Source organism: Brenneria corticis, assembly GCF_003115855.1.
In the GTDB taxonomy this organism is placed as follows: Bacteria; Pseudomonadota; Gammaproteobacteria; order Enterobacterales; family Enterobacteriaceae; genus Brenneria; species Brenneria corticis.
Genome location: NZ_KZ819072.1, coordinates 291,819 through 316,817, shown reverse-complemented (window position 1 = coordinate 316,817; position 24,999 = coordinate 291,819). Strand labels below are relative to the sequence as shown.

At 58.0% G+C, this 24,999-nt stretch carries 17 protein-coding genes, 1 tRNA gene and 1 pseudogene; 18 read left to right on the top strand and 1 reads right to left on the bottom strand.

Annotation, left to right across the window (positions count from 1 at the left end; translation table 11 throughout):
* Positions 1 to 16 precede the first annotated feature (16 nt).
* From DDT56_RS03305 to DDT56_RS03280, 6 genes are all read left to right on the top strand, one after another.
* Positions 17 to 1,033, top strand: a complete 1,017-nt coding sequence (locus DDT56_RS03305) for a zinc-binding dehydrogenase (RefSeq protein ID WP_136165077.1) — start codon at positions 17 to 19, stop codon at positions 1,031 to 1,033.
* An 86-nt stretch (positions 1,034 to 1,119) separates the two neighbouring features.
* Entirely contained in the window at positions 1,120 to 2,583 is a 1,464-nt protein-coding gene (locus DDT56_RS03300; protein WP_136165076.1) for a coniferyl aldehyde dehydrogenase, read from the top strand.
* A 198-nt stretch (positions 2,584 to 2,781) separates the two neighbouring features.
* Entirely contained in the window at positions 2,782 to 3,300 is a 519-nt protein-coding gene (locus DDT56_RS03295; RefSeq protein WP_136165075.1) for a phenolic acid decarboxylase, read from the top strand.
* A gap of 625 nt (positions 3,301 to 3,925) precedes the next feature.
* Complete coding sequence (dgcN, locus tag DDT56_RS03290) at positions 3,926 to 4,927, top strand: N-acetyltransferase DgcN (RefSeq protein WP_136165074.1); 1,002 nt, start codon at positions 3,926 to 3,928, stop codon at positions 4,925 to 4,927.
* Positions 4,924 to 5,904 (top strand): N-acetyl-D-Glu racemase DgcA, encoded by a 981-nt coding sequence (gene dgcA / locus DDT56_RS03285; protein WP_136165073.1) that lies wholly within the window; start codon positions 4,924 to 4,926, stop codon positions 5,902 to 5,904. Before dgcN ends, dgcA begins: the two co-directional genes overlap by 4 nt.
* Before the next feature lie 44 nt (positions 5,905 to 5,948).
* Entirely contained in the window at positions 5,949 to 6,809 is an 861-nt protein-coding gene (locus DDT56_RS03280) for a D-amino-acid transaminase (protein WP_136165072.1), read from the top strand.
* 56 nt (positions 6,810 to 6,865) lie between these two features.
* Here DDT56_RS03280 and DDT56_RS03275 read toward each other — a convergent pair whose 3' ends face one another.
* Positions 6,866 to 9,304: a DUF3772 domain-containing protein gene (locus tag DDT56_RS03275; protein WP_136165071.1), complete on the bottom strand. Its 2,439-nt coding sequence runs from the start codon at positions 9,302 to 9,304 to the stop codon at positions 6,866 to 6,868.
* 478 nt (positions 9,305 to 9,782) lie between these two features.
* On the opposite strand from DDT56_RS03275, the gene DDT56_RS03270 reads away from it, so the two are divergent.
* The 12 genes and pseudogenes from DDT56_RS03270 to hsdR all read left to right on the top strand — a co-directional run bounded on the left by DDT56_RS03270 (position 9,783) and on the right by hsdR (position 24,971).
* Positions 9,783 to 10,715, top strand: a complete 933-nt coding sequence (locus DDT56_RS03270) for a polysaccharide deacetylase family protein (RefSeq protein WP_136165070.1) — start codon at positions 9,783 to 9,785, stop codon at positions 10,713 to 10,715.
* A gap of 63 nt (positions 10,716 to 10,778) precedes the next feature.
* Positions 10,779 to 12,269 (top strand): ABC transporter substrate-binding protein, encoded by a 1,491-nt coding sequence (locus DDT56_RS03265; RefSeq protein ID WP_210416962.1) that lies wholly within the window; start codon positions 10,779 to 10,781, stop codon positions 12,267 to 12,269.
* A gap of 15 nt (positions 12,270 to 12,284) precedes the next feature.
* Positions 12,285 to 13,205 (top strand): ABC transporter permease, encoded by a 921-nt coding sequence (locus DDT56_RS03260; protein WP_136165068.1) that lies wholly within the window; start codon positions 12,285 to 12,287, stop codon positions 13,203 to 13,205.
* A gap of 11 nt (positions 13,206 to 13,216) precedes the next feature.
* Positions 13,217 to 14,080: an ABC transporter permease gene (locus tag DDT56_RS03255; protein WP_136165067.1), complete on the top strand. Its 864-nt coding sequence runs from the start codon at positions 13,217 to 13,219 to the stop codon at positions 14,078 to 14,080.
* Positions 14,081 to 14,088: 8 nt separating this feature from the next.
* Positions 14,089 to 14,883 (top strand): SDR family NAD(P)-dependent oxidoreductase, encoded by a 795-nt coding sequence (locus DDT56_RS03250; RefSeq protein WP_136165066.1) that lies wholly within the window; start codon positions 14,089 to 14,091, stop codon positions 14,881 to 14,883.
* A 9-nt stretch (positions 14,884 to 14,892) separates the two neighbouring features.
* Complete coding sequence (locus DDT56_RS03245; protein ID WP_136165065.1) at positions 14,893 to 15,885, top strand: ABC transporter ATP-binding protein; 993 nt, start codon at positions 14,893 to 14,895, stop codon at positions 15,883 to 15,885.
* Positions 15,882 to 16,859 carry an ABC transporter ATP-binding protein gene (locus tag DDT56_RS03240; protein WP_136165064.1) on the top strand — a complete coding sequence of 326 codons (978 nt, stop codon included), beginning with the start codon at positions 15,882 to 15,884 and terminating at the stop codon, positions 16,857 to 16,859. The genes DDT56_RS03245 and DDT56_RS03240 overlap by 4 nt, the downstream gene beginning before the upstream one ends.
* 10 nt (positions 16,860 to 16,869) lie before the next feature.
* Positions 16,870 to 19,224: a penicillin acylase family protein gene (locus DDT56_RS03235; protein ID WP_136165063.1), complete on the top strand. Its 2,355-nt coding sequence runs from the start codon at positions 16,870 to 16,872 to the stop codon at positions 19,222 to 19,224.
* Between the two features lie 230 nt (positions 19,225 to 19,454).
* Positions 19,455 to 19,531 (top strand) — tRNA-Arg (locus tag DDT56_RS03230).
* A 195-nt stretch (positions 19,532 to 19,726) separates the two neighbouring features.
* Positions 19,727 to 20,941: a tyrosine-type recombinase/integrase gene (locus tag DDT56_RS03225; protein WP_136165062.1), complete on the top strand. Its 1,215-nt coding sequence runs from the start codon at positions 19,727 to 19,729 to the stop codon at positions 20,939 to 20,941.
* A 17-nt stretch (positions 20,942 to 20,958) separates the two neighbouring features.
* Positions 20,959 to 21,164: pseudogene (locus tag DDT56_RS24750) on the top strand (hypothetical protein); the annotation flags it as partial.
* Positions 21,165 to 21,461: 297 nt separating this feature from the next.
* Positions 21,462 to 24,971, top strand: a complete 3,510-nt coding sequence (hsdR, locus tag DDT56_RS03215; RefSeq protein ID WP_136165061.1) for a type I restriction-modification system endonuclease — start codon at positions 21,462 to 21,464, stop codon at positions 24,969 to 24,971.
* Positions 24,972 to 24,999 lie beyond the last annotated feature (28 nt).

The following is a 24,999-nucleotide window of genomic DNA, read 5'->3' as shown; positions in this document are numbered from 1 at the left end:
AGAAGGATCACAGCCTATGAACGCTAAGTATCGCGCAGTACAGGCAACGGGCAACGGCGTACTTGAACTGGTCGAACGCCCGCTGCCTACTCCGGGCGCCGGCGAGGTATTGCTCGCCATCGAAGCCTGCGGCATCTGCCACACCGACGCCTTTACGGTGGATTATGGTTTTGCCGGCTTAACCTACCCCCGGGTGCCGGGACATGAGGTCATCGGCCGGATTACGCAATGCGGCGAAGGCATCGACCCGCGCTGGCGCGTCGGACAGCGCGTCGGCGTCGGCTATCTCGCCGGACGCTGCGGCCAGTGCGCATCCTGCCGGCGCGGCGACTTTATCAACTGCGCCAATCAGCAAGTCACCGGCGTTCATCGCGACGGCGGATACGCCGAAGCCATGCTCGCCAACCAACACGGTCTTATCGCCATTCCCGACGATCTGGACTCGATCAGCGCGGCCCCGCTGCTGTGCGCGGGCATCACCACCTTTAACGCGCTGCGCAAGTCGGGCGTGAAAGCGGGTCAGACCGCGGCGATCCAGGGGATCGGCGGGCTGGGTCATCTTGGCATTCAATATGCGCGCGGCATGGGCTTACGCACCGTCGCCATTGCCCGCGGGAGCGAAAAACAGCGGCTCGCCCTCGAGCTTGGCGCGCATCACTATATTGATAGCCAGGCCGACGATCCCGCGGAGGCGCTTATCGCCTTGGGCGGCGCGGACGTGATAATCGCCACGGCGTCGAACCCGGCCACGTTCGGGCCGCTGCTGCGCGGTCTGAATCCTCACGGCAGCCTGGTTATCGTCGGCGTAGGGAACGATCCCATCAGCATCAACGTGGGCGAGCTGTTGGCCGGCGAACGTTCGGTTAAAGGCGTGGTCACCGGTTCGCCGAGCGAATCCGAAACCATGCTCAACTTCAGCCTGCTGCAAAATATCCGCGCCAAAATCGAGACGATAAGCCTGGAACAGGCGGCGGAAGGATACGCGAAAATGATGCGCAACGAAGCCCGTTTCCGTATCGTTTTGACGATATAGAGCGACAGGCTGGTAAAGAGACGCCGGACAAACCGGCGCCTTTATTATTGCGAATAACCCTGAATAATTGATAAGAGGCGCTCATCATGGCAAATCAAACATCACCGGCGGCGCTCATCGTCAATAACCGCCCGGCATCTTATGAGGATTTCACCCGGTTACTGACGTCGCTCAAAAAGCGCCATCTCAGTTCGACCCCCACCGCCGAGCAACGGCAGGACCGCCTGCGGCGCGCCATTCGCCTGCTAAAGGAGAACAAAGAGGATTTCGCGGCGGCTTACAGTAAGGACTTTGGTTTCAGAAGCCCGGTGAATACCCTGATTTCCGATATCCTGGGTTCGGTCGCCGCGCTGCAACACGCCTACGACCATTTATCCGCCTGGATGGAGAGCGAAACCCGCAGCGCTCCTTTCCCTGATACCCAGGTCTCTATCGATTATCGACCGCTGGGCGTCGTCGGCATTATCAGCCCGTGGAATTTCCCGCTGGTTCTGACCTTTGGGCCGCTGGCGGACGTTATCGCCGCGGGAAACATCGCGGTGCTCAAGCCGTCCAGCACCACGCCGAACGGTTCCGGTTTGCTGTGCCGGCTTATCGCCGAACACTTTTCCCCGGAAGAGATCTCGACGGTGCAGGGTCACAACGCCGGAGCATTTTTCTCCGCGCAGCCGTTCGATCATCTGGTGTTTACCGGCAGCACCGCGACCGGCAGGCAGATTATGGCCGCCGCGGCGGAGAATCTCACGCCGGTTACGCTGGAGCTGGGCGGCAAATCGCCGGTCATCATCTCTGAAAGCAGCGATCTGCGTCTGGCCGTCGAACGGATCCTGACGGCGAAAACTTTTAATGCCGGCCAGATCTGTATTTCACCGGATTACGTTCTGGTGCCCCGGCATAAAATCGGGGAGTTCATCGCGCACGCGCAGGCGTTTATCGCCTCATCCTATCCGACGCTCAAAGACAACCCGGACTACACCGCCATCATCAATGCGAAAGCATTCAACCGGCTGCACGAGCTGGTCAGGGAGGCGGCCGGCCTGGGGGCGGAAGTCTTCGAGCTTAACCCGGCCAATGAAAATCTGAACAGCGAGGCGCTACATAAAATGGCGCCCACGCTGCTGGTCAATGTGCCCGATACGGCGCGCGCGATGCAGGAAGAGATCTTCGGCCCGGTGCTGCCGGTACAAGGCTATTCCAGCTATGACGAATGCATTGACGCCGTCAATCGCCGGCCGCGCCCGCTGGCCGCCTATTACTTCGGTCACGACCAGGCGGAAATCGACCGGCTGCGCAACCATACCCTCTCCGGCGCGCTGGTGATCAACGACGCCATATCCCATGTTCTGGTCCATGATATCCCCTTCGGCGGCGTAGGCGCGTCGGGAACCGGCGCCTACCACGGCATAGAAGGTTTCAAACGCTTTAGCCATGCCCGCCCGATATTTATCCAGAGCGCGGCGGGTCATTCCAATCTCCCGATGCGCGCGCCCTACGGCGACGAGGTTCGGGCGTTTGTGGATGAGCAGCTCAACGCGATGGGCAACGGCTAATCCGGCAAAGCCATAGATTCCCCTGCAATCGCGGGGGATGCCATACCGGCCGGCGTCAATCCGCCTGCCTTCGAGCCACAGACACGGATATTAGTCTGGCTGCTATAGTTATTAACGCATGAATACTCTGATATTCCTCTAATTAGTAGCGGAGTACGCTGTGATTCATTCCTTAATCAACACAAGAGGACGTTTAATATGAGTGATGCTTTCGAATCCACCAAGCCTGAAACCCTGACCCGTTTTATTGGCAAACACCTTATCTACACCTACGATAACGGCTGGCAGTATGAGATGTATATCAAAAACGCCCGCACCATGGATTACCGCATTCACAGCGGCATGGTGGGCGGGCGCTGGGTACGGGATCAGGAAGTCCATCTCGTCAGGCTGGCCGACGAGGTGTGTAAAATATCCTGGGATGAACCCACCGGCACCGCCGTCAGCGTTGCCATCAATTTCGCCGAGCGGTCGATACACGGCGTGATATTCTTCCCGCAATGGATTGCCCAACACCCGGAAAAAACGGTTTGTTTCCAGAACGACCATCTGGATCTGATGCGTCAATACCGCGACGCCGGCCCCACCTATCCGAAACTGGTCATCGACGAATTTGCCGCCTTGACCTTTGTTGAAGACTGCGGCGCCGACGATCAAACGGTGGTTGATTGCGCGCCCGATAAAGTCGCGGCGGGTTATACCGCGCGGCGTAACTGATATACCCGTCATACTTCAAGCTGCAGATGCGTTGGCGACGGCCGTGTTTAACCCCACGGTCGGCAACCGAGTATCAATTAGCCGGCGAAAATGGCCGGCGGCGCTTGTCATATCGCGCCATTACTTTTCTATATTTAAAACCTGTGATATTAATTATTTTTCTGACGCACCGTAACAACATCAGAATTATTGATATTGGTAATTTAAAAAAACCGTATCAATTAACAAATTTAAAAAAAACCTAATGCTTTATTTTGGGGCCCCATTATAAACCAGCTCACCAAATTAGCGCATCCAGGCGAAAATGACGAAAAAACAAAAAGTACAAGAATATCAATCCAATAAAATATTTCCTCTTGCGAGAATTCTTTTGGTTTTTATAAAAAACCACAATATTGGAAAATAAAACCTCACAACAAAATTTAATATTACAAAAAAAGCAAAAAACTGCATTTAATTTCATGAAAAAAGCAAAAAATCAGCCGTTATCACTTAATAATGGTTGTTATTGACAATTATCCACCCACGGTTATTATCAATCAGCAAGAGCCTGTTTGCGCCCAATAAAACTTTTTCGCAACCGTTTTATTAATGACTTATGTTCTGGTACTTACGAGGATGAATAATGGATATCAGAAAACCTTATTTATTATTCCTGGGTGACGCGCACGATCAGCTGGCAGCAAAGGTTGCTATCGGGATTAAGCAATGGCACCCGGAATATTGCGTCGGTCAATACCGTATGGACGGCTGTCACGCCGATTGCGGTTTGCCCGATATGGATATCAGCGCCGCCCGCGCGGCCGGGGCGCAAACGCTGGTCATCGGCGTCGCCAACCGCGGCGGAATCATTTCAGAACAATGGATCGCCGTATTGAGCGAAGCGCTGAAAAGCGGTATGGATCTGGCCGCCGGCCTGCATAACCGCCTGGCCGACGTAGCGGAACTCCGCGAACTGGCCGCCAAACTGGGTCGTTCCCTGTTCGATGTGCGTCACCCGTCGCAAACCTTCCCGGTCGCCAACGGACGCAAACGCGCCGGTAAACGCCTGCTGCCCGTCGGCACCGACTGCTCCTGCGGCAAAATGTACACCGCGCTGGCAATCGAAAAAGAAATTTTATCCCGCGGCGGCAAAGCGACCTTCCGCGCCACCGGCCAAACCGGCATCCTGATTAGCGGCTCGGGCGTCAGTATCGATGCCGTGGTATCCGACTTTATCGCCGGCGCCGTCGAAACCATCGCGCCGGCGAATGATGAAGATCACTGGGACGTTGTCGAAGGCCAGGGTTCGCTGTTTCACCCCTCTTTTGCCGGCGTAACCATCGGGATTATTCACGGCGCGCAGCCCGATGCGCTGGTGCTGTGTCACGAGCCCACCCGCAAAACCATGCGCGGCGTAGACTACCCTATTCCCGACATCGCCGATTGTATGGCCTTGAATTTATCGGCCGCCCATCTCACCAATCCTAAAGCGCGTTTTGTCGGCATCTCCGTCAATACGGCGGCGCTCAGCGAAGCGGACGCATTACGGCTGATGGCCGAACTGGAGAAAAAATTCGGCTTGCCCGTGGTGGATCCGTTCCGCCAGGGCGTAGGACGCATCGTCGACCAATTGGCCAGTCTATGATCGAACTCGAACTCTTCCATGAAAGCTGGCCGCTACAGGGGACATTCACCATTTCGCGCGGCAGTAAAAGTCAGGCCGACGTGGTGGTGGTCGCTCTCCGTTCCGGCGAGGTTACCGGCTACGGCGAGTGCGTTCCCTACGCGCGCTACGGCGAATCCATTGAAAGCGTGATGGCGCAAATCGCCGCGCTGAATGACGATATCCGCCACGGTCTGGATCGCGAACAGCTGCAAACCCGGCTGTCGGCGGGCGCGGCGCGCAACGCGCTCGACTGCGCCTTCTGGGATCTGGAATGCAAACAGCACCATCAGCGGATCTGGCAGCGCCTGAATCTGCCGGCGCCGGGCGTACTGGAAACGGCATACACCCTGTCGCTGGATACGCCGGAGAAGATGCGACAGGCCGCGCGGCAAAACGCCAACCGCCCGCTGCTCAAGCTGAAACTGGCCGATAAAGACGATTTGGCCAGAGTGGCCGCGGTGCGCAACGGCGCGCCCTCCGCGCGCCTGATCGTCGACGCCAACGAAGGCTGGGATGCCGAGCTCTACCTGAAACTGGTGCCGGAACTGGCCGCGCTGGGCGTGACGATGATCGAACAGCCGCTGCCCGCCGGGAAAGACGGCGTATTGGCCGAACTGCCGCACCCGATCCCGATATGCGCCGATGAGTCCTGTCATGACAGCCACTCGCTGGAGGCGATCGCCGGATGCTATGAGATGATCAATATCAAGCTGGACAAAAGCGGCGGCCTGACCGAAGCGCTGCGCCTGCGCGCCGGAGCGCTGGAGCGAGGCTTGCAAATCATGGTCGGCTGTATGGTGAGCACCTCGCTGTCGATGGCGCCGGCCTTTATCGTGGCCCAGGGCGCGCAGGTGGTCGATCTGGACGGTCCTTTGCTATTACAGCGCGACCGGGCCAACGGCCTTGATTATGACGGCAGTAAAATACACCCGTCAGAAGCGACGCTGTGGGGCTAAAATACGTTAAGCTGCATTGAACGACTATTTTAAGGAGTGTTGTAATGCAACGTCTTGTTTATGTTGATGGGCAATATGTGCAGGAAAGCGAGGCCAAAGTGTCGGTATTCGACCGCGGTTTCCTTTTTGCCGATGCCGTGTATGAAGTGACCGCGGTGGTAAATGGTAAACTGGCCGAGTTTGACGGTCACCTGGCTCGTCTGCAACGCTCCTGCCGTGAGCTGTCGCTTACGCTGCCCGTCAGCCCCGCCGAACTGAAAGATATTCATTACGCCCTGATCGAAAAAAACGGCATGGAAGAAGGCGCGATCTATTTACAGCTAAGCCGCGGCAACGCCGGCGATCGCGACTTCAACTTTCCTTCAGCCGAGGTAAAACCGACGCTGGTGCTGTTCACCCAGGCGCGCGCCGTGCTGGAAAACCCGAAGGCGGATACCGGTCTGCATGTCGTCACCAGCCCTGACATCCGCTGGCACCGCCGCGATATCAAAACGGTCAGCCTGTTGGCCGCTTGTCTGGCGAAAGAGTACGCCCATACCCAGCATGCCGATGATGCCTTTTTGGTGGAAAACGGATTTGTGACCGAAGGCAGCTCTTGCAACTGCTATATCGTCCTGCACGATAATACCGTGGTGACCCGTCCGTTAAGCAACGACATTCTGCACGGTATTACCCGTCACTCGCTGTTGAAACTGGCGGAGGATGCTCAAATCAAACTGGAAGAGCGGCTCTTTACCCCGGAAGAGGCCTATCACGCCAGTGAAATCTTTATCAGTTCCGCCACCACCTTCGTTTTACCGGTGGTCAAGCTTGACGGCAAAACCATCGGCGACGGCAAACCCGGCCCGGTAACCCGCCGCCTGCGGGAAATCTATATTGAGATGGTGAAGCAGCAGGTTAAATAACAGACCGTCCGCTGCGCTAAAAAGGCTCCCGCCATCAACTCGGGAGCCTTTTATTTTTACGCTTTCTCTTCAATAGCATCGTGCAAATCGGCGCCGGGGTTTTCCAACACCATTCTCTGCGGCACCGCCAAAGGAATATTGGACGCCCGCAAGCGGCGGATAATATCAAACAGCAAATCGCTCTTCGCCCCGGCCACCAGGCGCGGGCTGTTGACATAGCCCGTTACGCTCAACACCATGCCCGTCGGCGTTAACTGACTGAAGGTAACGGATGGCGCGGGCGCGTCCAGAATCGATTCATGTTCCGTGTAAGCGTCCAGCAGAATGGCTCTGACTTCCTCGGGATCGATATCCAGCGGGAACGTCAGCGCCAGCGTCGCCACCCCAAGCGCATTCCCCATGGTAATGTTGCGCACGTTCTGCGAAATAAACTGGGAATTGGGCACAATCACCGTCGAACGGTCGCCCAACTGAATCTCCGTCGCCCGAACGTTAATGCGCCGGATATCCCCTTCCACGCCGCTGATATTCACCAGATCGCCGACCTTGACCGGCCGTTCGGTGAGCAGAATCAAACCGGAAATAAAGTTTTTTACGATCTCCTGCAGGCCGAAACCGATACCCACCGACAGCGCGCTGACGATCCATGCCAGCTTATTCCACTGAATACCCAGCGTCGCCAGCGTCAGCAGAATGATCAGGATATAACCGATATTGCTGAACAACGTCACCAGCGACGCCCGGATGCCGCGATCCATCATGGTCTTGGGAAGAAACTCATCTTCCAGCCAGCGCTTTGACGAGCGTAAGACATAGACCCCGATAACCAGGAAAAGCACCGCATTCACCAAATGGGCCGGTACAATGCTTAACGTTTCCAGCCCCTTACCGCCCCATAGTTCGACGGCCTTTTGCACCAGCTCCAGCGGGGTGGTGGTGCCGAAAGTACCGTTCAGTAACGCGACCGCGGCCATCAGAATCAAAAAAACCTTTCCGCTGGCGGAAAGCAGCGCCGTGGCCTGCGCCAGATGCCGGTCGTCGAGATTGAGGGAGTTTTTAATGCGTCTCCCGCTGATATTGTTGGGAGAAAAGACGCTTTCGCAGATATCGGTAATAAATGTCGAGAACAGGTAGAGGCATGAAAAAACCATGCCGATCCACACCAGTTCATAGGTCAGGAACCTGGCCAGCGAAATATAACCAATCACCAGCGAAATCAGCACGGAGAGTGAAGTCACCAGTACAGCCAGGTGAATCAACCCGGCCAGCGTGGAACGCGCTTCCGGTTGAGTGCCGGAATGTACCATCTGGCGGCGAATCTGATCGCTTTTCAGCGTGATGGTGCCGGCGGTGAGAGCCAGAAACAGTGCGGATAAACCATTAACCATAATGGTGGCCGACACCGACGTTCCCACGGTAGCCGTAACCTGTTCAATAATACCAAACGCCAGAATAAACAACGCCGCGACCACCGGGAAAGGCCTCATGGCCTTGGCTACCGGGTTGGAGATCGCCGGCAACCTCCAGGAAGGCCGATGATTCGAGAGAAATGCGCGCCCCAGTCCCGCAATCATCGAACAAAAGATGGACAGTTGCGCCAGCGCATCCAGAAATGCCGCCACCCGTTCAGACGCCTCGCCGTGACGGGTAAAGGTGAAGTCGAGTAAATTTGCGGCGATGCCGATGGTCAGCACCGTGGAGATAACGCTGGCCGTCGCCAGAAAACTGCGTCTCAACCGCCCTTCCGGCAGTAGATTAATCCCGGCCCAGGTCAGGTACTTCTCCATATAGCGACGCCCCGCGCTAACCAGCACCGCCGCGACCAACAGATAAAAAGCGGAACCATAACGCCAATCGGGTCCCCACGAAACCATAAACGCATCGCTTAGCTGCTGCTGAAACGCGCTCAGCTTGCGCTGATCTTCCGCCTGAGGCGTTATCAGAGGGGACCAGAAACGCGCACCCAAAATACTACCGGAATTCAATGCCAGCTGGGTTTTCAACGCATTACGCCGCAGCGTAACAATCTGCGCCGAAAGATTCGCCGCGCTGGCGCGCAGCGCCTGAATTTGCTCAATCTGCGCATCCACCTTCGCCTTTTGCGCGTTCAGACTGTTGCGCTTGCGAGTGACTTCGTTGGTTTCGTTGATGGAAGAACCCGCCTCAGGCGCAGGCCCCAACACATCCAGTTGCGCCTGTAACTGCGCGCGCAGCGGCGCGACGGCCGCGGACAGATCGTCGGCGCTGCCGACCAGTAGCTGCGTGGTATCGTTCAAGGCGCCGAATTTACTGTCGCTGTTGGCGCCTGAAACCTGCTGCTTAATGCCGTCCAGCTGCTTTTGCAGCTTCACCAGTTCGGCATCGACATTTATTTTCACCGGGGCTTCATCTGGTGACGACTGAGGATCCGGGTCTGCCGCCGTCGCATACCCGACGGGCGATACCAACATTGCCAACAGAAAAATACGCAATAACGCAGATAACAAAGTACGCATAAATTGAAAGGTTCCCAAATTCAACAGAAATAGTGGATGTTCAAAACGGCCACCATTCGCCAGAGTGGTTGGATTTTACCAGCAATGCGTGTATCAACGGCGGATTCTAACGAATCCGTCCCTATATAACTTACAAAGAATGACCGCATAAACGCAGCAGAAAAAGATGAATTTCAGTTTTACAGCTATTCACCCTATAACGTAAAGCAAACATCGAAATCGGTGGAAATAATCCCGCTCGTCGCAAGCGACGACAGCCTCGTTTTTCCCCGGTGGCTTAACGCGGTTGGATAGCGCGGCGACCTTTTCCCTTGCCCGATAAGGCTTAAAAAAATCGACCTTTTCGCATATCGGTCACTACTTGACCGCCAAACAGTTCATATGGTTATATTAATTATCTTGTTATTCCATTTCCTTAATACATAACGCCGTTATTACACTTTTTTATAAAACATTCGAAACAACAAGGAAACATAACATGCATCAGTCGGGAGGGGATCTGGCGGACGATAAGCCGTGGCTGTGGCCCGATGAACGATGGCGACAGCGGGTGGATCGCGTCCGCGCCGGTCGGTCGTTGAAGCCCGCCGTCTGGAAAGATGGCGCGCGCATGGCCGTCGCCCTCTCTTTTGATGCCGATCATGAGACGTTTGAGTTGCGTAACGGCGGGCTGTCGGCGGGACGTCTGAGTCAGGGACAGTACGGCGCGCGCGCCGGCATGCCGCGCATCCTGCGCCTGCTGGAAAAATACGGCGTGCCGGCATCCTTTTTTGTGCCGGCGGTATCGGCGCTGATCAACGCCGACGAAGTGCGCGCCGTCGCGGCGGCGGGTCATGAAATAGGTATGCACAGTTGGATTCATGAGTCTAACTCCAGCCTCGACGCCGTCGCCGAACGTGACCTGGCGCTGCGGGCCGCCGATGTGCTGGAGCGCTTATCAGGCCGCCGGCCGGTGGGCATGCGTACCGCCTCCTGGGATTTCAGTCCGGCCACGCTGGGCATCGCCCGCGAAATGGCGCTGCTTTACGACTCGTCGCTGATGGCGGACGACGAGCCCTATGAACTGTTGGAGGATGGTCTGCCGACCGGCATCGTCGAAATTCCGGTGGAGTGGATCCGCGACGACGCGCCCTATTTCGCCATGGATCGGATGAGCGCCGCCCGGCCCTATGGCGATCCCCTTATGGTGCTGGGCATTTTTCAGCGTGAATTGGAGATGGCCTATCAGGAAGGCGGCCTGTTTCAGTTGACCCTCCATCCCCACCATTCCGGGCACCGCTCGCGCTTGTTCCTGCTGGAGGAGATCATCCGGCTGGCGCAGTCCAAGAGCGACGTCTGGTTTACCACCCACGAGGAACTGGCGGCGTTCTGCGCCGTCGGCGCCGGCCTGGCGCGCAACACGCCGCGGTAATCCTCCGGCGATGCCGGCGAATATAACCCTGTTTCTGGTCTGAAGAGAGTAACGAACATGTCGATGATAATAAGATGGGCCGCCGCGACCGCCCTGGCGCTGGCGGCGACGCTGGCCGCCGCTCAGCCGGCGAAAGAGACCCTGACCATTGATTTACCGAGCGATGCGGCGACGCTCGATCCCCATCTACAGTGGAATACCGACAGTTATAGCGTTTATCGCAATATATTCGATAACTTGCTGACCCGCGACGCCGAGGGCAAGATCGTACCGCAGATCGCCAGCGCCTGGACGTATGTCAACGATACGACCCTCGATTTCGACATCCGCGACGATGTCAGCTTTCAGGACGGCAGCAAGCTCAGCGCCGCCGACGTGGTCTACAGCATCAAGCGTATTACCAACCCGGCGCTGAAAAGCCCGCAGCTATCGCAGTTCGATCAGATCGACGGCGCCGAAGTCATCGCCCCCAACCGGGTTCGGATAACCACCAAATCGCCTTACCCGGCGCTGCTGGCGCAGTTGGTCAAGCTGTCCATCGTCCCGCAGGCCTATGTGGAAAAGGTCGGCGATCAACAGTTCAATCAGCAGCCTCTGGGCAGCGGCCCCTATCGCCTGGTTAACTGGCAAAAGGGCGTACAGATTGAACTTCAGGCTAACGAGCGCTACTGGCGGGTGACGCCGCCGTTCCCGCGAGTGGTATTCCGGGCGGTGCCCGATGTGGCGACCCGTATCGCCGACCTACAGACCGGCAAAGCGGATCTGATCCGCGATCTGCCGCCGGATCAGGCGCAAGCGGTGAAAGCCAACGCCGATACGCAGGTGCTATCGGCTCCCACCGAACGTATCGGCTATCTGTTTATCAACGCCGAGGCGGGGCCGACCCGCGATGTCCGCGTCCGTCAGGCGATCGCCTACGCCATCGACCGTCAGGCGCTGATCGATGCGTTGCTGGAAGGCTACGGCGCGCCGGTGAACGTGCTCGGCGCGCCGCCGGTCTTCGGCTATACCGATCGGGTGCAGGGCTATCCGTTCGATCCGGATAAGGCGCGCGAGCTGGTCAAAGCCGCCAACGCCGAAGGGGCCGTCGTCACCTTCCTGACCTCGCCGGTTTACAGCCGCGCCATGGTCGAAGCCATCCAGCAGATGATTAACGATGTCGGGCTTAAAGTGGAAATTCAGTCCAGCGATCAGCCAACCTTCCTTAAACGCCGTCAGGGCGAAGCGGGCAATGCCGGCGGTCTGGCGCTAGGCGCCTGGTCCTGCGCCTGTCAGGATGCGGACGGCGTGATCTTCCCGCTGTTTCGCAGCGGCAGCCTGTGGGCCAAATACCATAATCCCGACTTTGATGCGCTGGTGGACGGCGCCCGCTCAATCCTCGATGTTCAGCAGCGGCTGGAAAAATATCGCCAGGCCTATCAGATCCTGCGTGACGATGTGCCCGGCATCGGGCTGTATCAGTCCTATGTGGTATACGGCGCCAGTAAACATCTTGACTGGCGGCCGAGCGCCAACGAAGCGATGTTCGTGACAGATATGCGCTGGAAGCCCTAGCCGGAGGGGCTCGCCGTGTTGAGATACGTCGCCGGACGGCTGTTGCATGCCGCTATCGCCATCCTTGGGGTGCTGACCATCGTGTTTATGATTATGCACCTGTCGGGCGATCCCACCCTGCTGCTGGTGCCGCAGGATGCGTCCGCGGAAATGATAGCCGCCCTGCGCCATCAGCTTGGCTTTGACCGGCCGCTGGGAGTGCAGTATCTGGCCTATCTCAAGGATCTGGCCCATCTTGATTTCGGCATTTCCGTGGTGCAGCGCGTGCCGGCGCTGGACATCGTCGCCTCCAGACTGCCCTACACCTTAATGCTGGCGGCCGGCGCGCTGCTGGTGGCCATCGGCGTCGGCATTCCGATCGGCATTCTGATGGCGGTACGGCGCGGCGGTTGGCTGGAGCGGCTATTGACCGCCATCGTGGTCACCGGACAAAGCGTACCCACCTTTCTGTCGGGCATTTTGTTGATTTTCGTTTTCGCCGTCACGCTGCGCTGGCTGCCGACCTCCGGCTCGCAGGAGTGGGCCGCGCTGATCATGCCCGCTATCGCGCTCGGCGCGATTTCGATGTCGACCTTCGCCCGCATGACGCGTATCGCGGTGCTTGACGAACTGGGCAAAGAGTATGTCCGGGCCGCGCTGGCCCGCGGGCTGTCTCGCGCCGTCATCGTCCGGCGTCATGTGCTGCGCAACGCCGCCATTCCGGTGATCACCATCGCCGCGCTGGAAATCGGCAATCTGCTGGCCGGCGCGGTGATTATCGAAACGGTTTTCGCCTGGCCCGGCATCGGCCAGTTGGCGATCCAATCCATTCAGTCGCGGGATTTTCTGGTGGTTCAGGTCATTGTGCTGCTGATTTCCTTTGTTTATGTGATGACCAGTATTCTCGCCGATCTGGTGTATGCGCTGGTCGATCCGCGCATCCGGCTGGCGCGCTGAGGAGCCGTACTATGCAATCCGTATTCCCGGCGGTCGGGCGGCGCAGACGAAAAGTGCCGCTTTCCGTGCTGATCGTCGCGCTGCTCCTGACGGTTATCGTGCTGCTGGCGATTTTCGCCCCCTGGATAGCTCCGCTGGATCCGGCGCGGCAGAACCTGCTGGCGCGGCTGAAGCCGCCGGGCTTTGAAGCCAGAGGGATAACATTCTGGTTCGGCACCGACGATCTGGGCCGCGATCTGCTATCGCGCACCCTGTACGGCGCCGGCGTCTCGCTGAGCGTGGCGGCGCTGTCGGTCACGGTTTCGACGCTGGTCGGGGTGACGCTCGGTATGATGGCCGGCTGGTTTCGCGGCGCGGTCGAAACGCTGATCATGCGTCTGGTGGATATCATGATGTCTATCCCGGCGATCCTGCTGGCGGTCTTGACCGTGGCGGTGCTGGGGCCGGGCTTTCTCAAGCTGGTGCTGGTACTGGCGTTGACCCGCTGGCCGCGCTATACCCGCGTCGCCTATGCCCAGACGCTACAGATCGCCAATCTGCCGTTTATCAAGGCGTCCGAACTGGCCGGCGCCGGCGCGGCGCGTATTCTGCTGCGCCATATTTTACCGAATATCGCCGGTCCGCTGCTGATTGTCGCCACCGCGGAATTCGGCCTGATGATCCTGATGGAAGCCGGTCTGTCGTTTCTCGGACTGGGCATCCAGCCGCCGGCGTCCAGTTGGGGTTCGATCATGAGCGTCGGCCGGCAATATATCGAGCGCGCCTGGTGGATCGTCGCGTTTCCCGGCGCCTGCCTGTTCCTGCTGGTTTTTTCCGTTAACGTGCTGGGCGACTGGCTGCGCGACCAGCTCGATCCCCGTTCCCGTCTGCGTTGAGGCCAACCATGGAATTTGCCAATAAAAAAGTGGTGATCACCGGCGCCGCCGGTATTTTCGGTCGCTGGATTGCCGCCTGGTTCGCCCGCGAGGGCGCCCATCTCTGTCTGAGCGATAACCGCGCCGAGGCGCTTGAGGCCACGGTGCGCGAGCTGGGGTTGGATGCGGCGACCACGTTACGCCATACCACCGAACTGACCGATGACCGCTCGCTGTTGGATCTGGCGGCTCTGGTGCGTCAGTCCTGGGGCGCCCCGGATATTGTGATCAATAACGCCGGCATTTATACGCGCTTCGCTCTGCTGGAGATGGATCTGGCCGATTGGGATCGCGTATTCGATGTCAATCTGCGCGCGCCGTTCGTGCTGACGCGGGAAATGGCCCGGCTAATGATCGACGCCGGACGGCAAGGCAGTATTGTCAACATTTCCTCCGGCGCCGCGCGCAAGATGAACCAAAATTCGGCGCCCTACTGTACGTCCAAAAGCGCGCTGGAGCGGTTATCCAAAGGCTTCGCGCTGGAATTGGCCGAGTATGGCATCCGCGTTAACGTGGTCGAGCCGGGCTTTGCGCCGGGCAGCGAAGTCAGCCGGTTGTCTGCGGATTATGTCGAGGCGATGCTGGCGCGCATCCCGCTGGGGCGAGCCAGCGGACCGGAAGACGCCCCGGCGGCCATTGGCTATCTGTGTTCCGAGCGCGCCGGTTTTATCACCGGGGCGGTGCTCAGCGTGGACGGCGGCAACTCCATCGGCACCTATCAGCGCCCCCGGCCGACGGCCGGTCAGGGCCAAAGCGACGGCTGAGGAACAGATATGACGCTTAGCGAGCCGCTGCTGCGGGTAGAGAATTTGTCGATTGATATCGGCGGGTCGAGGGTGCTGGATGATGTGTCCTTTGCCGTCGCCCCCGGTCAGGTAATGGCGCTGGTGGGGGAATCCGGCTGCGGCAAATCACTGAGCGCCTATGCCATGCTCTGCCTTTTGCCGCCGGCGGCGCGCCGCATCGCCGGGCGCATCATGCTGGCGCAGACGGATTTGGCCGCCCTGCCCGAACGCCGGTTGCGCCGCGCGCGCGGCAAGGATATTTCCATTATCTTTCAGGAGCCGGGCGCCTGCCTGGATCCGTTGACCACGGTGGGGGAACAGATCGCCGCCGCCTACCGCGTCCATCACAGCGTCTCGCGACAGGCGGCGCTGGATCGGGCGCGACAGATGTTGGAGGCGGTCGGCATCGCCGATCCCGAGCGCCGTCTGCATCAGTATCCTTTCGAACTGTCGGGCGGCATGTGTCAGCGCATTATGATCTCCATCGCGCTCATCTGCGACCCACGGGTGCTGGTGGCGGACGAACCGACCACCGCGCTGGACGTGACCATACAGGCGCAGATCCTGGATCTGATGAAGCGGCTGGTGGCCGAACGGGGAACCTCGATCGTCCTGATTACCCATGATATGGGCGTGGTGGCGGATATGGCGGACCATGTCGCGGTGATGTATGCCGGCCGTATTGCCGAGATCGCGCCGGTGCATGCCCTCTTTCGCTCGCCGGCGCACCCCTATACCGCGTTGCTGCTGGCCAGCGTTCCGCGCCTCGACGATGTGCCCAAGTCCCTGCTGGCCACGATCGAAGGCAGCGTGCCGACGACGGAGCAATTTATTCAAGGCTGCCGTTTCGTCGATCGTTGCCCGCTGGCGACGTCAATCTGCCGGGATGAACGGCCGCCGCTGTTTGACTGCGGCGAGGGCCATCGCTCCGCCTGCTGGCATATTGAGCGGATAACGGAAATCAGCGGGGTGGCACGATGAGCGACGGCGAAAAGATCCTGCAAGTACGGGATGTGGAAGTGCATTTCGGCCGCCGGAACAACCTGTTCGGCAAGCCCGCGCCGGTGGTGCGGGCGGTTAACGGCGTCGATCTGGATATCGCCGCCGGCGAAACCGTGGCGCTGGTAGGGGAATCCGGCTGCGGCAAATCCACGTTGGCCAATACGCTGGTCGGCCTGCAAAAACCGGTAGCCGGCAGCGTGCTGATCGGCGGCGAACAGGTGGTCGGCGCGACGCCCAAAGCGCTGAAGGCGATACGCCGTCAGGTACAGATGATTTTTCAGGATCCGGCGCTTTCCCTCGATCCGCGCGCCACCATTGGCGCGGCGATTGGCGAACCCTTGCTGGCCTGTGGTCTGGCGCGCGGCGGCGCATTACGCGCCCAGGTGGAAAAGCTGCTGATACAGGTGGGCATGCGGCCGGAGCATGCCGATCGCTATCCGCATCAGTTTTCCGGCGGCCAGCGTCAGCGGGTGGTGATCGCCCGGGCGCTGGCGCTGGAACCGGCGCTGGTGATTTGCGATGAGCCGGTGTCGGCGCTGGATGTCTCCGTGCGCGCGCAGATCCTCAATCTGCTGGTCGCGTTACAGCGACGGACCGGCGTCGCCTATTTGTTCATTTCGCACGATCTGGCGGTGGTACGCCATATCTGCGATCGGGTGGTGGTGATGTATCTCGGCCGCTTCGTCGAAATCGCCCGGCGCGATACCTTTTTCGCCGACCCCAAACACCCTTACAGCCAGGCGCTGATGGCGGCGGTGCCGCAGGCCGATCCCGACCTACAGCGCAACAGGGCGAATGTTATCCTGAGCGGCGAACTGCCGAGTCCGGCCCGCATTCCATCGGGCTGCGCTTTTCATACCCGCTGCCCGATGGCCACCGAGCTCTGCGCCCGGCAGCGCCCCGAGCTGACGCCACGGGCGGACGGCGCCCGCGTCGCCTGTCATCATGCCTGAGGAAATTGCCATGAATCACGTTATCGACACTGAAACGCTGTCACTGCCGGGGCTGAAAGCGGCCTGCGAACTGCGCATCGACCGCTGGGGCATCAGCCATATTCGGGCCGACAATCAACAGGATCTGTTTTTTGCCCAGGGCGTTAACGCCGCGCGCGATCGCCTCTGGCAGTTGGATCTGTGGCGCAAACGCGGCCTCGGTCTGCTGGCCGCCGATTTCGGCCCCGGCTATCTGGCGCAGGATCATGCCGCCCGCCATTTTCTGTTTCGCGGCGATATGGAGGCGGAGTGGCGCGCCTATGCCGAAGATGCCCGGGAGATCTGTACCGCTTTCGTTGCCGGCATCAACGCCTGGATTGCCCTGTGTGAACGCCAACCGGAGCGGCTGCCGCCGGAGTTTGCCCTGTTCGGCACCCAACCGGCGCGCTGGCTGCCGGAGGACGTGGTGCGCATCCGCACCCACGCGCTGACGCGCAACGGCGCCTCGGAGATTTTGCGCGCGAACGTGCTGGCGCGCAGCGATGCCGCCACCGACTTACTGCGCGCAGGCATCGCGCCGCCGGTGAATCCCCAACTGGCGGACGGGCTGTCGGCGGCGGATATTCCTCTTGAGTCGCTGAAGCTGTTCAAACTGGCCACCGCCCCGGTAAGCTTTGCCGATGACCGGCTGGACGCCGCCCTGGATCAGGCCTGGACATGGAGCGAAGTCACCGATCTGGGCGATATTGTCCGGGCCGTCAGCGAAGAAGGCTCCAACAATTGGGTAGTCCACGGCAGCCGCACCGCCAGCGGCCGGCCGCTGCTGGCGAGCGATCCCCACCGCGCCCATGCGGCGCCGTCCTTGCGCTATCTGGTGCATCTGCATGCGCCGGGATTTAACGCCATCGGCGCCGGCGAACCCAGCGCGCCCGGCATTTCTCTCGGGCATAATGGCCAAACCGCCTTCGGCCTGACCATTTTCGGCGCCGATCAGGAAGATGTGTACGTCTATCAGACCCGGCCGGGCGATGCGGATCGCTACCGTTATCAGGACGGTTGGGAGCAGATCGAACGCGTGGAAGAAAGCTTTGCCGTCAAAGGCCATACGCCGCAGACCCTGCCCCTCGCGTTCACCCGTCATGGTCCGATATTATTTGAAGATCCGGTCCGCCAGCGCGCCATCGCCCTGCGCTCGGTGTGGCTGTCGCCGGGGGCCGCCGCCTATCTCGGCAGCCTGTCCGCCATGCGCGCCGCCAGCGTTGAGGCATTCGGCGCGGCGCTGGCGTCATGGGGAACGCCGTCGGTGAATCACGTTTGCGCCGATGCGGCGGGCAATATTGGCTGGTTTACCGCCGGATTTACGCCGGTCAGGCGCAATTGGCACGGTCTGCTGCCCGTACCGGGCGATGGGCGCTACGAGTGGGACGGTTATCTCCCGGCCGATCGGCTGCCGCGCAGCATCAACCCGTCCGCTGGCTTCTTCGCCACCGCCAATGAAATGAATATCCCCGCCGACCGCGACGCCGACGCCCCGTCCATCGGCCACGAATGGGCTGAAGGCAGCCGGGCGGCGCGCATCAAGCAGGTGCTGGCCGACGATCGCGCGCATTCGATAGCGGCCGCCCAGGCGCTGCAAAACGATACTTTTTCGCTGCCGGCACAGCGGCTGTGCCGACTTCTGGCGCAGATCGAACGTCCCAGCGCGCCGCTGCGGCAGGCGACCCAACTGCTGGCAGACTGGGATTATAAGATCGACGCCGACAGCGCCCCGGCGGCACTGTTTGAAGTCTGGTGGATGAAACATCTGCGTCCGGCGCTGTTTGCCCGTCTGGCGCCGGATCCCAAGTTACGGGTACTGCTACAGCCAGGCGATCTGGACAGCCTATTGCAACTGATTGAAACCCCGGACGGGCGTTTCGGCGACAATGCCGAACGGGCGCGAAACCGGCTGATGCAGGACAGCCTGAGCGCCGCCTGGAACGAATGCCGCCGGCATATGGGCCCCGAGGCGCGGCAATGGCGATGGGGGCGGCTGCACCAAACGCTGTTCGAACATGCGGTTAGCCGCACCCGGCATGGAGCCGATCGACAATGGAACACCGGTCCGCTGCCGCTGGGCGGCAGTCGCTCGACGCCGATGCTGGCCAGTTACCGCATTAACGATTTTATGGTGACCGCGGGCGCTTCGGTGCGCCTGGTGATTGATGTCGGCGACTGGGACAACTCGGTCTGTATCAACGCGCCCGGCCAGTCCGGCGATCCGCGCTCTCCCCATTACCGGGATTTGGCGCGCGCCTGGTCGAATGGCGAATACGTTCCGCTGCTCTACAGCGAGGAAAAGATCGCCGCTTATACCCTCAAAAGAATTGTGCTGCAACCGGGTTAATCCGCGTCCACCGCCCCAGCAGCGTATTCATCCGGCAGCCCATCGGCATAGGCATCGTTTCGCAACAAAAGCGATATCTGTCCGGACTGCCTGAAGACAACCGTTCCCGCAGACAGACGACTAAACGATCTGCTTTTGCTTACCATCTGAGCAACAAGCAGAAAAGCCATTGACTCAACCTACCCGCTCCGTATAATCCAAACCGCATTACGCAGCAACCCTGCCTGTATGCGCCCTTAGCTCAGCTGGATAGAGCAACGGCCTTCTAAGCCGTAGGTCACAGGTTCGAATCCTGTAGGGCGTACCATTTCGAAGTAAACAGACGTCAACCGACGTCTTTTTTTATGCCTAAAATTCAGCTAATTAGCCTTAATTCGGCTATTTTCACTCTACTGAACTCTATCAACATCAATGTACATCAAGTAATCTTTGTTGGTACATCTGATGGTACAAGCCCGTTCAATGAATTCTTATACCAACAACCAGCAACGGAGGGCAGCATATGGCGCTTACCGATGTAAAGGTGAGAAGTTCAAAACCCACAGATAAACCCTACAAACTCACTGATGGGGAAGGAATGCATTTAATGGTGCATCCTAACGGTTCAAAGTACTGGCGTCTGCAATATCGCTTTGATGGTAAACAGCGCATGCTGGCACTGGGCGTTTATCCTCAAGTCACATTATCCGAGGCCCGTCAGCGCAAGGATGAGGCCAGAAAGCAGATCGCCAATGGCATCGATCCCGGTGAACAAAAAAAGCTGGAAAAACAGGCTCGTCAAACCGGTATTGAAAACAACTTCAAGGCCGTCGCACTGGAGTGGCATGAATACAAACGACCGAACTGGTCTAAAGGCTACGCTGACGATCTGATGGAAGCGTTTGAAAACGATATCTTCCCTGATATCGGTAAACGTCCTGTAGCCGAGATCAAACCGCTGGAAATGCTGACTACACTGCGCAAACTGGAAAAACGCGGCGTGCTCGATAAGCTACGCAAGATCCGACAGGCCTGTAGTCAGGTATTTCGCTACGCCATCGTTACCGGCAGAGCGGAAAACAATCCGGTCTCGGAACTCGCCAGCGCGTTAACCCCGCCCAAGGCAGAACACTTCCCTCACCTGCTGACTGATGAATTACCGGATTTCCTGCGTGCCCTATCGTCTTACTCCGGTAGTAAAATCACGCAACTGGCAACCCGCATACTGATGCTGACCGGCGTTCGTACCATTGAATTACGGCAGTCAGAATGGAAAGAGTTTGATTTTGACAAACGGATCTGGGAAGTACCAAAGGAACGGATGAAAATGCGCCGCCCTCACCTCGTCCCCCTATCCGATCAGGTGATCGATGCTCTGCAACAACTCTATGCTGTTACCGGACGCTACAATCTGGTTTTCCCTGGCCGTAACGACATCACCAAACCGATGAGTGAAGCCAGCATCAACCAAGTACTGAAACGAATTGGTTATCATGGGAAAGCGACAGGCCACGGCTTTCGCCACACCATGAGCACCATACTACACGAACAAGGGTATAACACCGCCTGGATCGAGTTACAGCTTGCTCATGTGGATAAGAACACCATTCGTGGAACGTATAACCATGCGCAGTATTTGGAACAGCGGAGAGGCATGTTGCAGTGGTATGGGGATTTTATTGATAGCTTGGAGCATGAGGATGCAAGGAAGGTTGTGGCGATGGGAACGCGAAAATAATTGATCAGAGTTATCCCGGCTTTCACACGATGGTCTGTAGCTCGCTAATTGAGTCGAGTTGTGGTCGAAGGATACGGTCGAACGCCAGATGGGTCACCAAGAGCGAAACAGCGTCCGGGCCGCTTATATCCACAAGGACAAACGGCGACTGATGCTGCAATGGTCGGCGGATTTTTTTTATACGAACCGAGAGAGAGTGGTGAGTCCGTTTGATTTTGGGGAAAATAAACGGCAGAGGCAGGGAAGTTTGAAAATAGCGCCTGACTGCATCTCAATCAAGCGGGCCAACAGCGCGCGCCCAAAACCCTCCGCTGGCTATGTCTGGAAAGCTCCTACAGCACAGACTGGTGCTTGTTGCAGGCGAGTTAGCACTCCAGTTCTTTTTTCAATTCATCGGCGGCATAGCGGAAACCGACAATAGTCATTGCCAAGGATTCATCACTTATCATAAAGTTACCGTTCATCCATTTGCAGCATTGAGTGATAAGGCTGCCTTCTCATGTCAATGGATACACCAGCAATGAACAAATCCAACTTTGATTTTCTGAAAGGCGTTAACGATTTTATTTACGTTATCGCTTGTGCAGCGGAAAACAATTATCCGGACGATCCCAACACCACGCTGGTTAAAATGCGCATGTTCGGTGAAGCGACGGCTAAGCATTTAGGCCTGCTACTGGATATTCCACAATGCGAAAACCAGCACGACCTGCTGCGTGAATTGGGCAAAATAGCCTTTGTTGATGACAACATTCTGTCGGTATTTCATAAATTACGCCGTGTCGGCAATCGTGCCGTTCATGAATACCATAACGATATGGACGATGCGCAAATGTGTCTGCGCCTCGGTTTTCGTCTCGCCGTCTGGTATTACCGGTTGGTCACCAAAGATTATGACTTCCCGGTTCCGGTCTTTGTGTTGCCGGAACATAGCGGCGATCTCTACCATCAGGAAGTCCTGACGTTAAAACAGCAACTGGAACAACAGGCGCAAGAAAAAGCACGAAGCCAGGCCGAATTCCAGGCTCAGCAGCAAAAGCTGGTGGCACTCAACGGCTATATCGCCATCCTCGAAAGTAAGCAGCAGGAAACCGAAGCGCAATCCAAAGCCCGTGTCGCCGCACTGGAAGCGCAACTGGCGGAAAAAAATGCCGAGCTGGCGAAACAGACCGAGCAGGAACGCAAGGCCTATCATAAAGAGATCACCGTTCAGGCCATCAAACGCACTCTGGATTTGAGTGAGGAAGAGAGCCGTTTTCTGATCGATGCTCAGTTACGTAAAGCGGGCTGGGAAGCGGACAGCAAAACACTGCGCTTTTCCAAAGGCACCCGGCCGGAACCCGGTGTTAACAAAGCGATTGCCGAATGGCCCACCGGCAAAGATGAAACCGGGAAACAGGGTTTTGCCGACTACGTGTTATTTGTCGGCCTGAAACCCATCGCGGTAGTAGAAGCTAAACGCCGTAATACCGATGTCTTCAGCAAGCTGACCGAGTCTTATCGCTACAGCAAATACTTTGATAACGCCCTGCTACGCGACACATTGCTTGAACATTATCCCCCCGATGAAGTGCGCGAGGCGGTACCGGAATATGAAGTTAGCTGGGCAGATACCAGCGGCAGCCAGCGCTATAAAATTCCTTTTTGCTACTCCACCAACGGGCGTGAGTACCGCGCAACACTGAAAACCCGTAGCGGCATCTGGTATCGTGATGTCCGCCATACCAGCAATATGTCAAAAGCGCTACCGGAGTGGCATCGCCCGGAAGAGTTGCTCGCGATGCTGGGCAACGATCCGCAAAAGCAAAACCAGTGGTTTGCCGATAACCCGAACATGAGCGAGCTGGGGCTGCGCTACTACCAGGAAGATGCCGTTCGCGCCGTGGAGAACGCCATCGTCAACGGTCAGCAAGAGATCCTGCTGGCAATGGCCACCGGTACCGGAAAAACCCGTACCGCTATCGCTATGATGTTCCGCCTGATCCAGTCCCAGCGCTTTAAACGCGTGCTGTTCCTTGTTGATCGCCGCTCGCTGGGTGAGCAGGCGCTGGGCGCCTTTGAAGACACGCGCATCAACGGCGATACCTTCAACAGCATTTTCGACATCAAAGGGCTGACGGATAAATTCCCGGAAGACAGCACCAAAATTCACGTCGCGACCGTCCAGTCGCTGGTTAAACGTACGCTGCAATCCGATGAAGCGATGCCGGTGGCCCGCTACGATTGTATTGTGGTCGACGAAGCGCACCGTGGTTACATCCTCGATAAAGAGCAGACCGAAGGCGAGCTACAGTTCCGCAGCCAACTGGATTACGTATCGGCTTACCGCCGCATCCTCGATCATTTTGATGCAGTGAAAATCGCCCTCACGGCCACGCCGGCGCGCCACACGGTAGAGATCTTTGGCGAGCCGGTTTACCGCTATACCTATCGTACGGCGGTGATCGACGGTTACCTGATCGACCAGGATCCGCCAATCAAGATTACCACCCGCAATGCGCAGGACGGTGTTTATCTGTCGGAAGGTGAAGAAGTTGTCCGCCTGACGCCACAGGGCGAGATGATCAACGACACGCTGGCCGACGATCAGGATTTTGAGGTCGCAGATTTTAACCGTAAGTTGTTGATCCCAAAATTCAACGAGGCGGTCTGCGCGGAGTTAACCAACCACCTCGATCCCACCGGCAAGCAAAAAACGCTGGCGTTCTGCGTCACCAACAGCCACGCCGATATGGTAGTGAATGAGCTGCGCACTGCGTTTAAGAAGAAATATCCGCAGTTGGAGCATGACGCGATCATCAAGATCACCGGTGATTCGGATAAAGATGCGAAGAAAGTGCAGACCCTGATCACCCGCTTTAATAAAGAGCGGCTGCCGAACATTGTGGTGACGGTCGATTTGCTGACCACTGGCGTCGATATCCCATCGATTTGCAATATTGTCTTTCTGCGCAAGGTGAAAAGCCGCATTCTCTATGAGCAGATGAAAGGCCGCGCCACCCGTTTATGCCCAGCGGTGGATAAGATCCACTTTAAGATTTTCGACTGCGTCGATATCTACAGCACGCTGGAAAGCGTGGATACCATGCGCCCGGTGGTGATGCGCCCGAGCGTGGAACTGCAAACGCTGGTTAACGAAATCACCGACTCGGAAACCTATAAAGTGACCGAAGCCGATGGCCGCAGCTTTGCCGAACACAGCCACGAGCAACTGGTCGCTAAACTGCAACGGATTATTGGCCTGGCGACCTATAACCGTGACCGTAGCGCCGGGATCGACAAGCAGGTGCGCCGTCTGGATGAGCTGTGCCTGGATGCCGCAGGCGTTAGCTTTAACAAGCTGGCTTCACATCTGCGCGAAAAAGGCCCGCACTGGAGCGCCGAAGTGTTCAATAAACTCCCCAGCCTAATTGCGCGGCTGGAGAAACTCAAACTCGACATTAACGAACTGCGCGAGCGCCCTATCTTCCTCGATATCCCGGATGAAGTGATTGGCGTGGAGTCGGTTTACGGCGATTACAATAATGCGGAGGATTTCCTCGACGCTTTTGATCAGTTGGTTAAGTGCTCCCCCAATGCCCAGCCCGCCTTACAGGCGGTGATTGCCCGCCCGCGCGATCTCACCCGTAAAGGGCTCGTTGAGTTGCAGGAGTGGTTTGACAGCCAGTATTTCGAAGAGTCTTCCCTGCGCAACGCGTGGAAAGAGACGCGTAACGAGGATATCGCCGCCCGGCTGGTCGGCCATATTCGCCGTGCGGCGGTCGGCGATGCGCTGAAACCGTTTGATCTGCGCGTCGACCATGCGCTGGAGCGCATCAAAGGCGAGAACGACTGGAGCAGCGAACAGCTGAAATGGCTGGATCGCCTCGCCACCGCGCTGAAAGATAAAGTGGTGCTCGACGACGATTCCTTTAAAACCGGCAACCTTCACCGTTTCGGCGGTAAAGCGGTGTCGCAGCGCGTCTTTGAGGACGACCTCGACGGCGTGCTGGGGAAATTCAGTGATTACATCTGGGACAAGCCGGCCTGACGCGTTAGAATCCCCGACAATTTCTTCT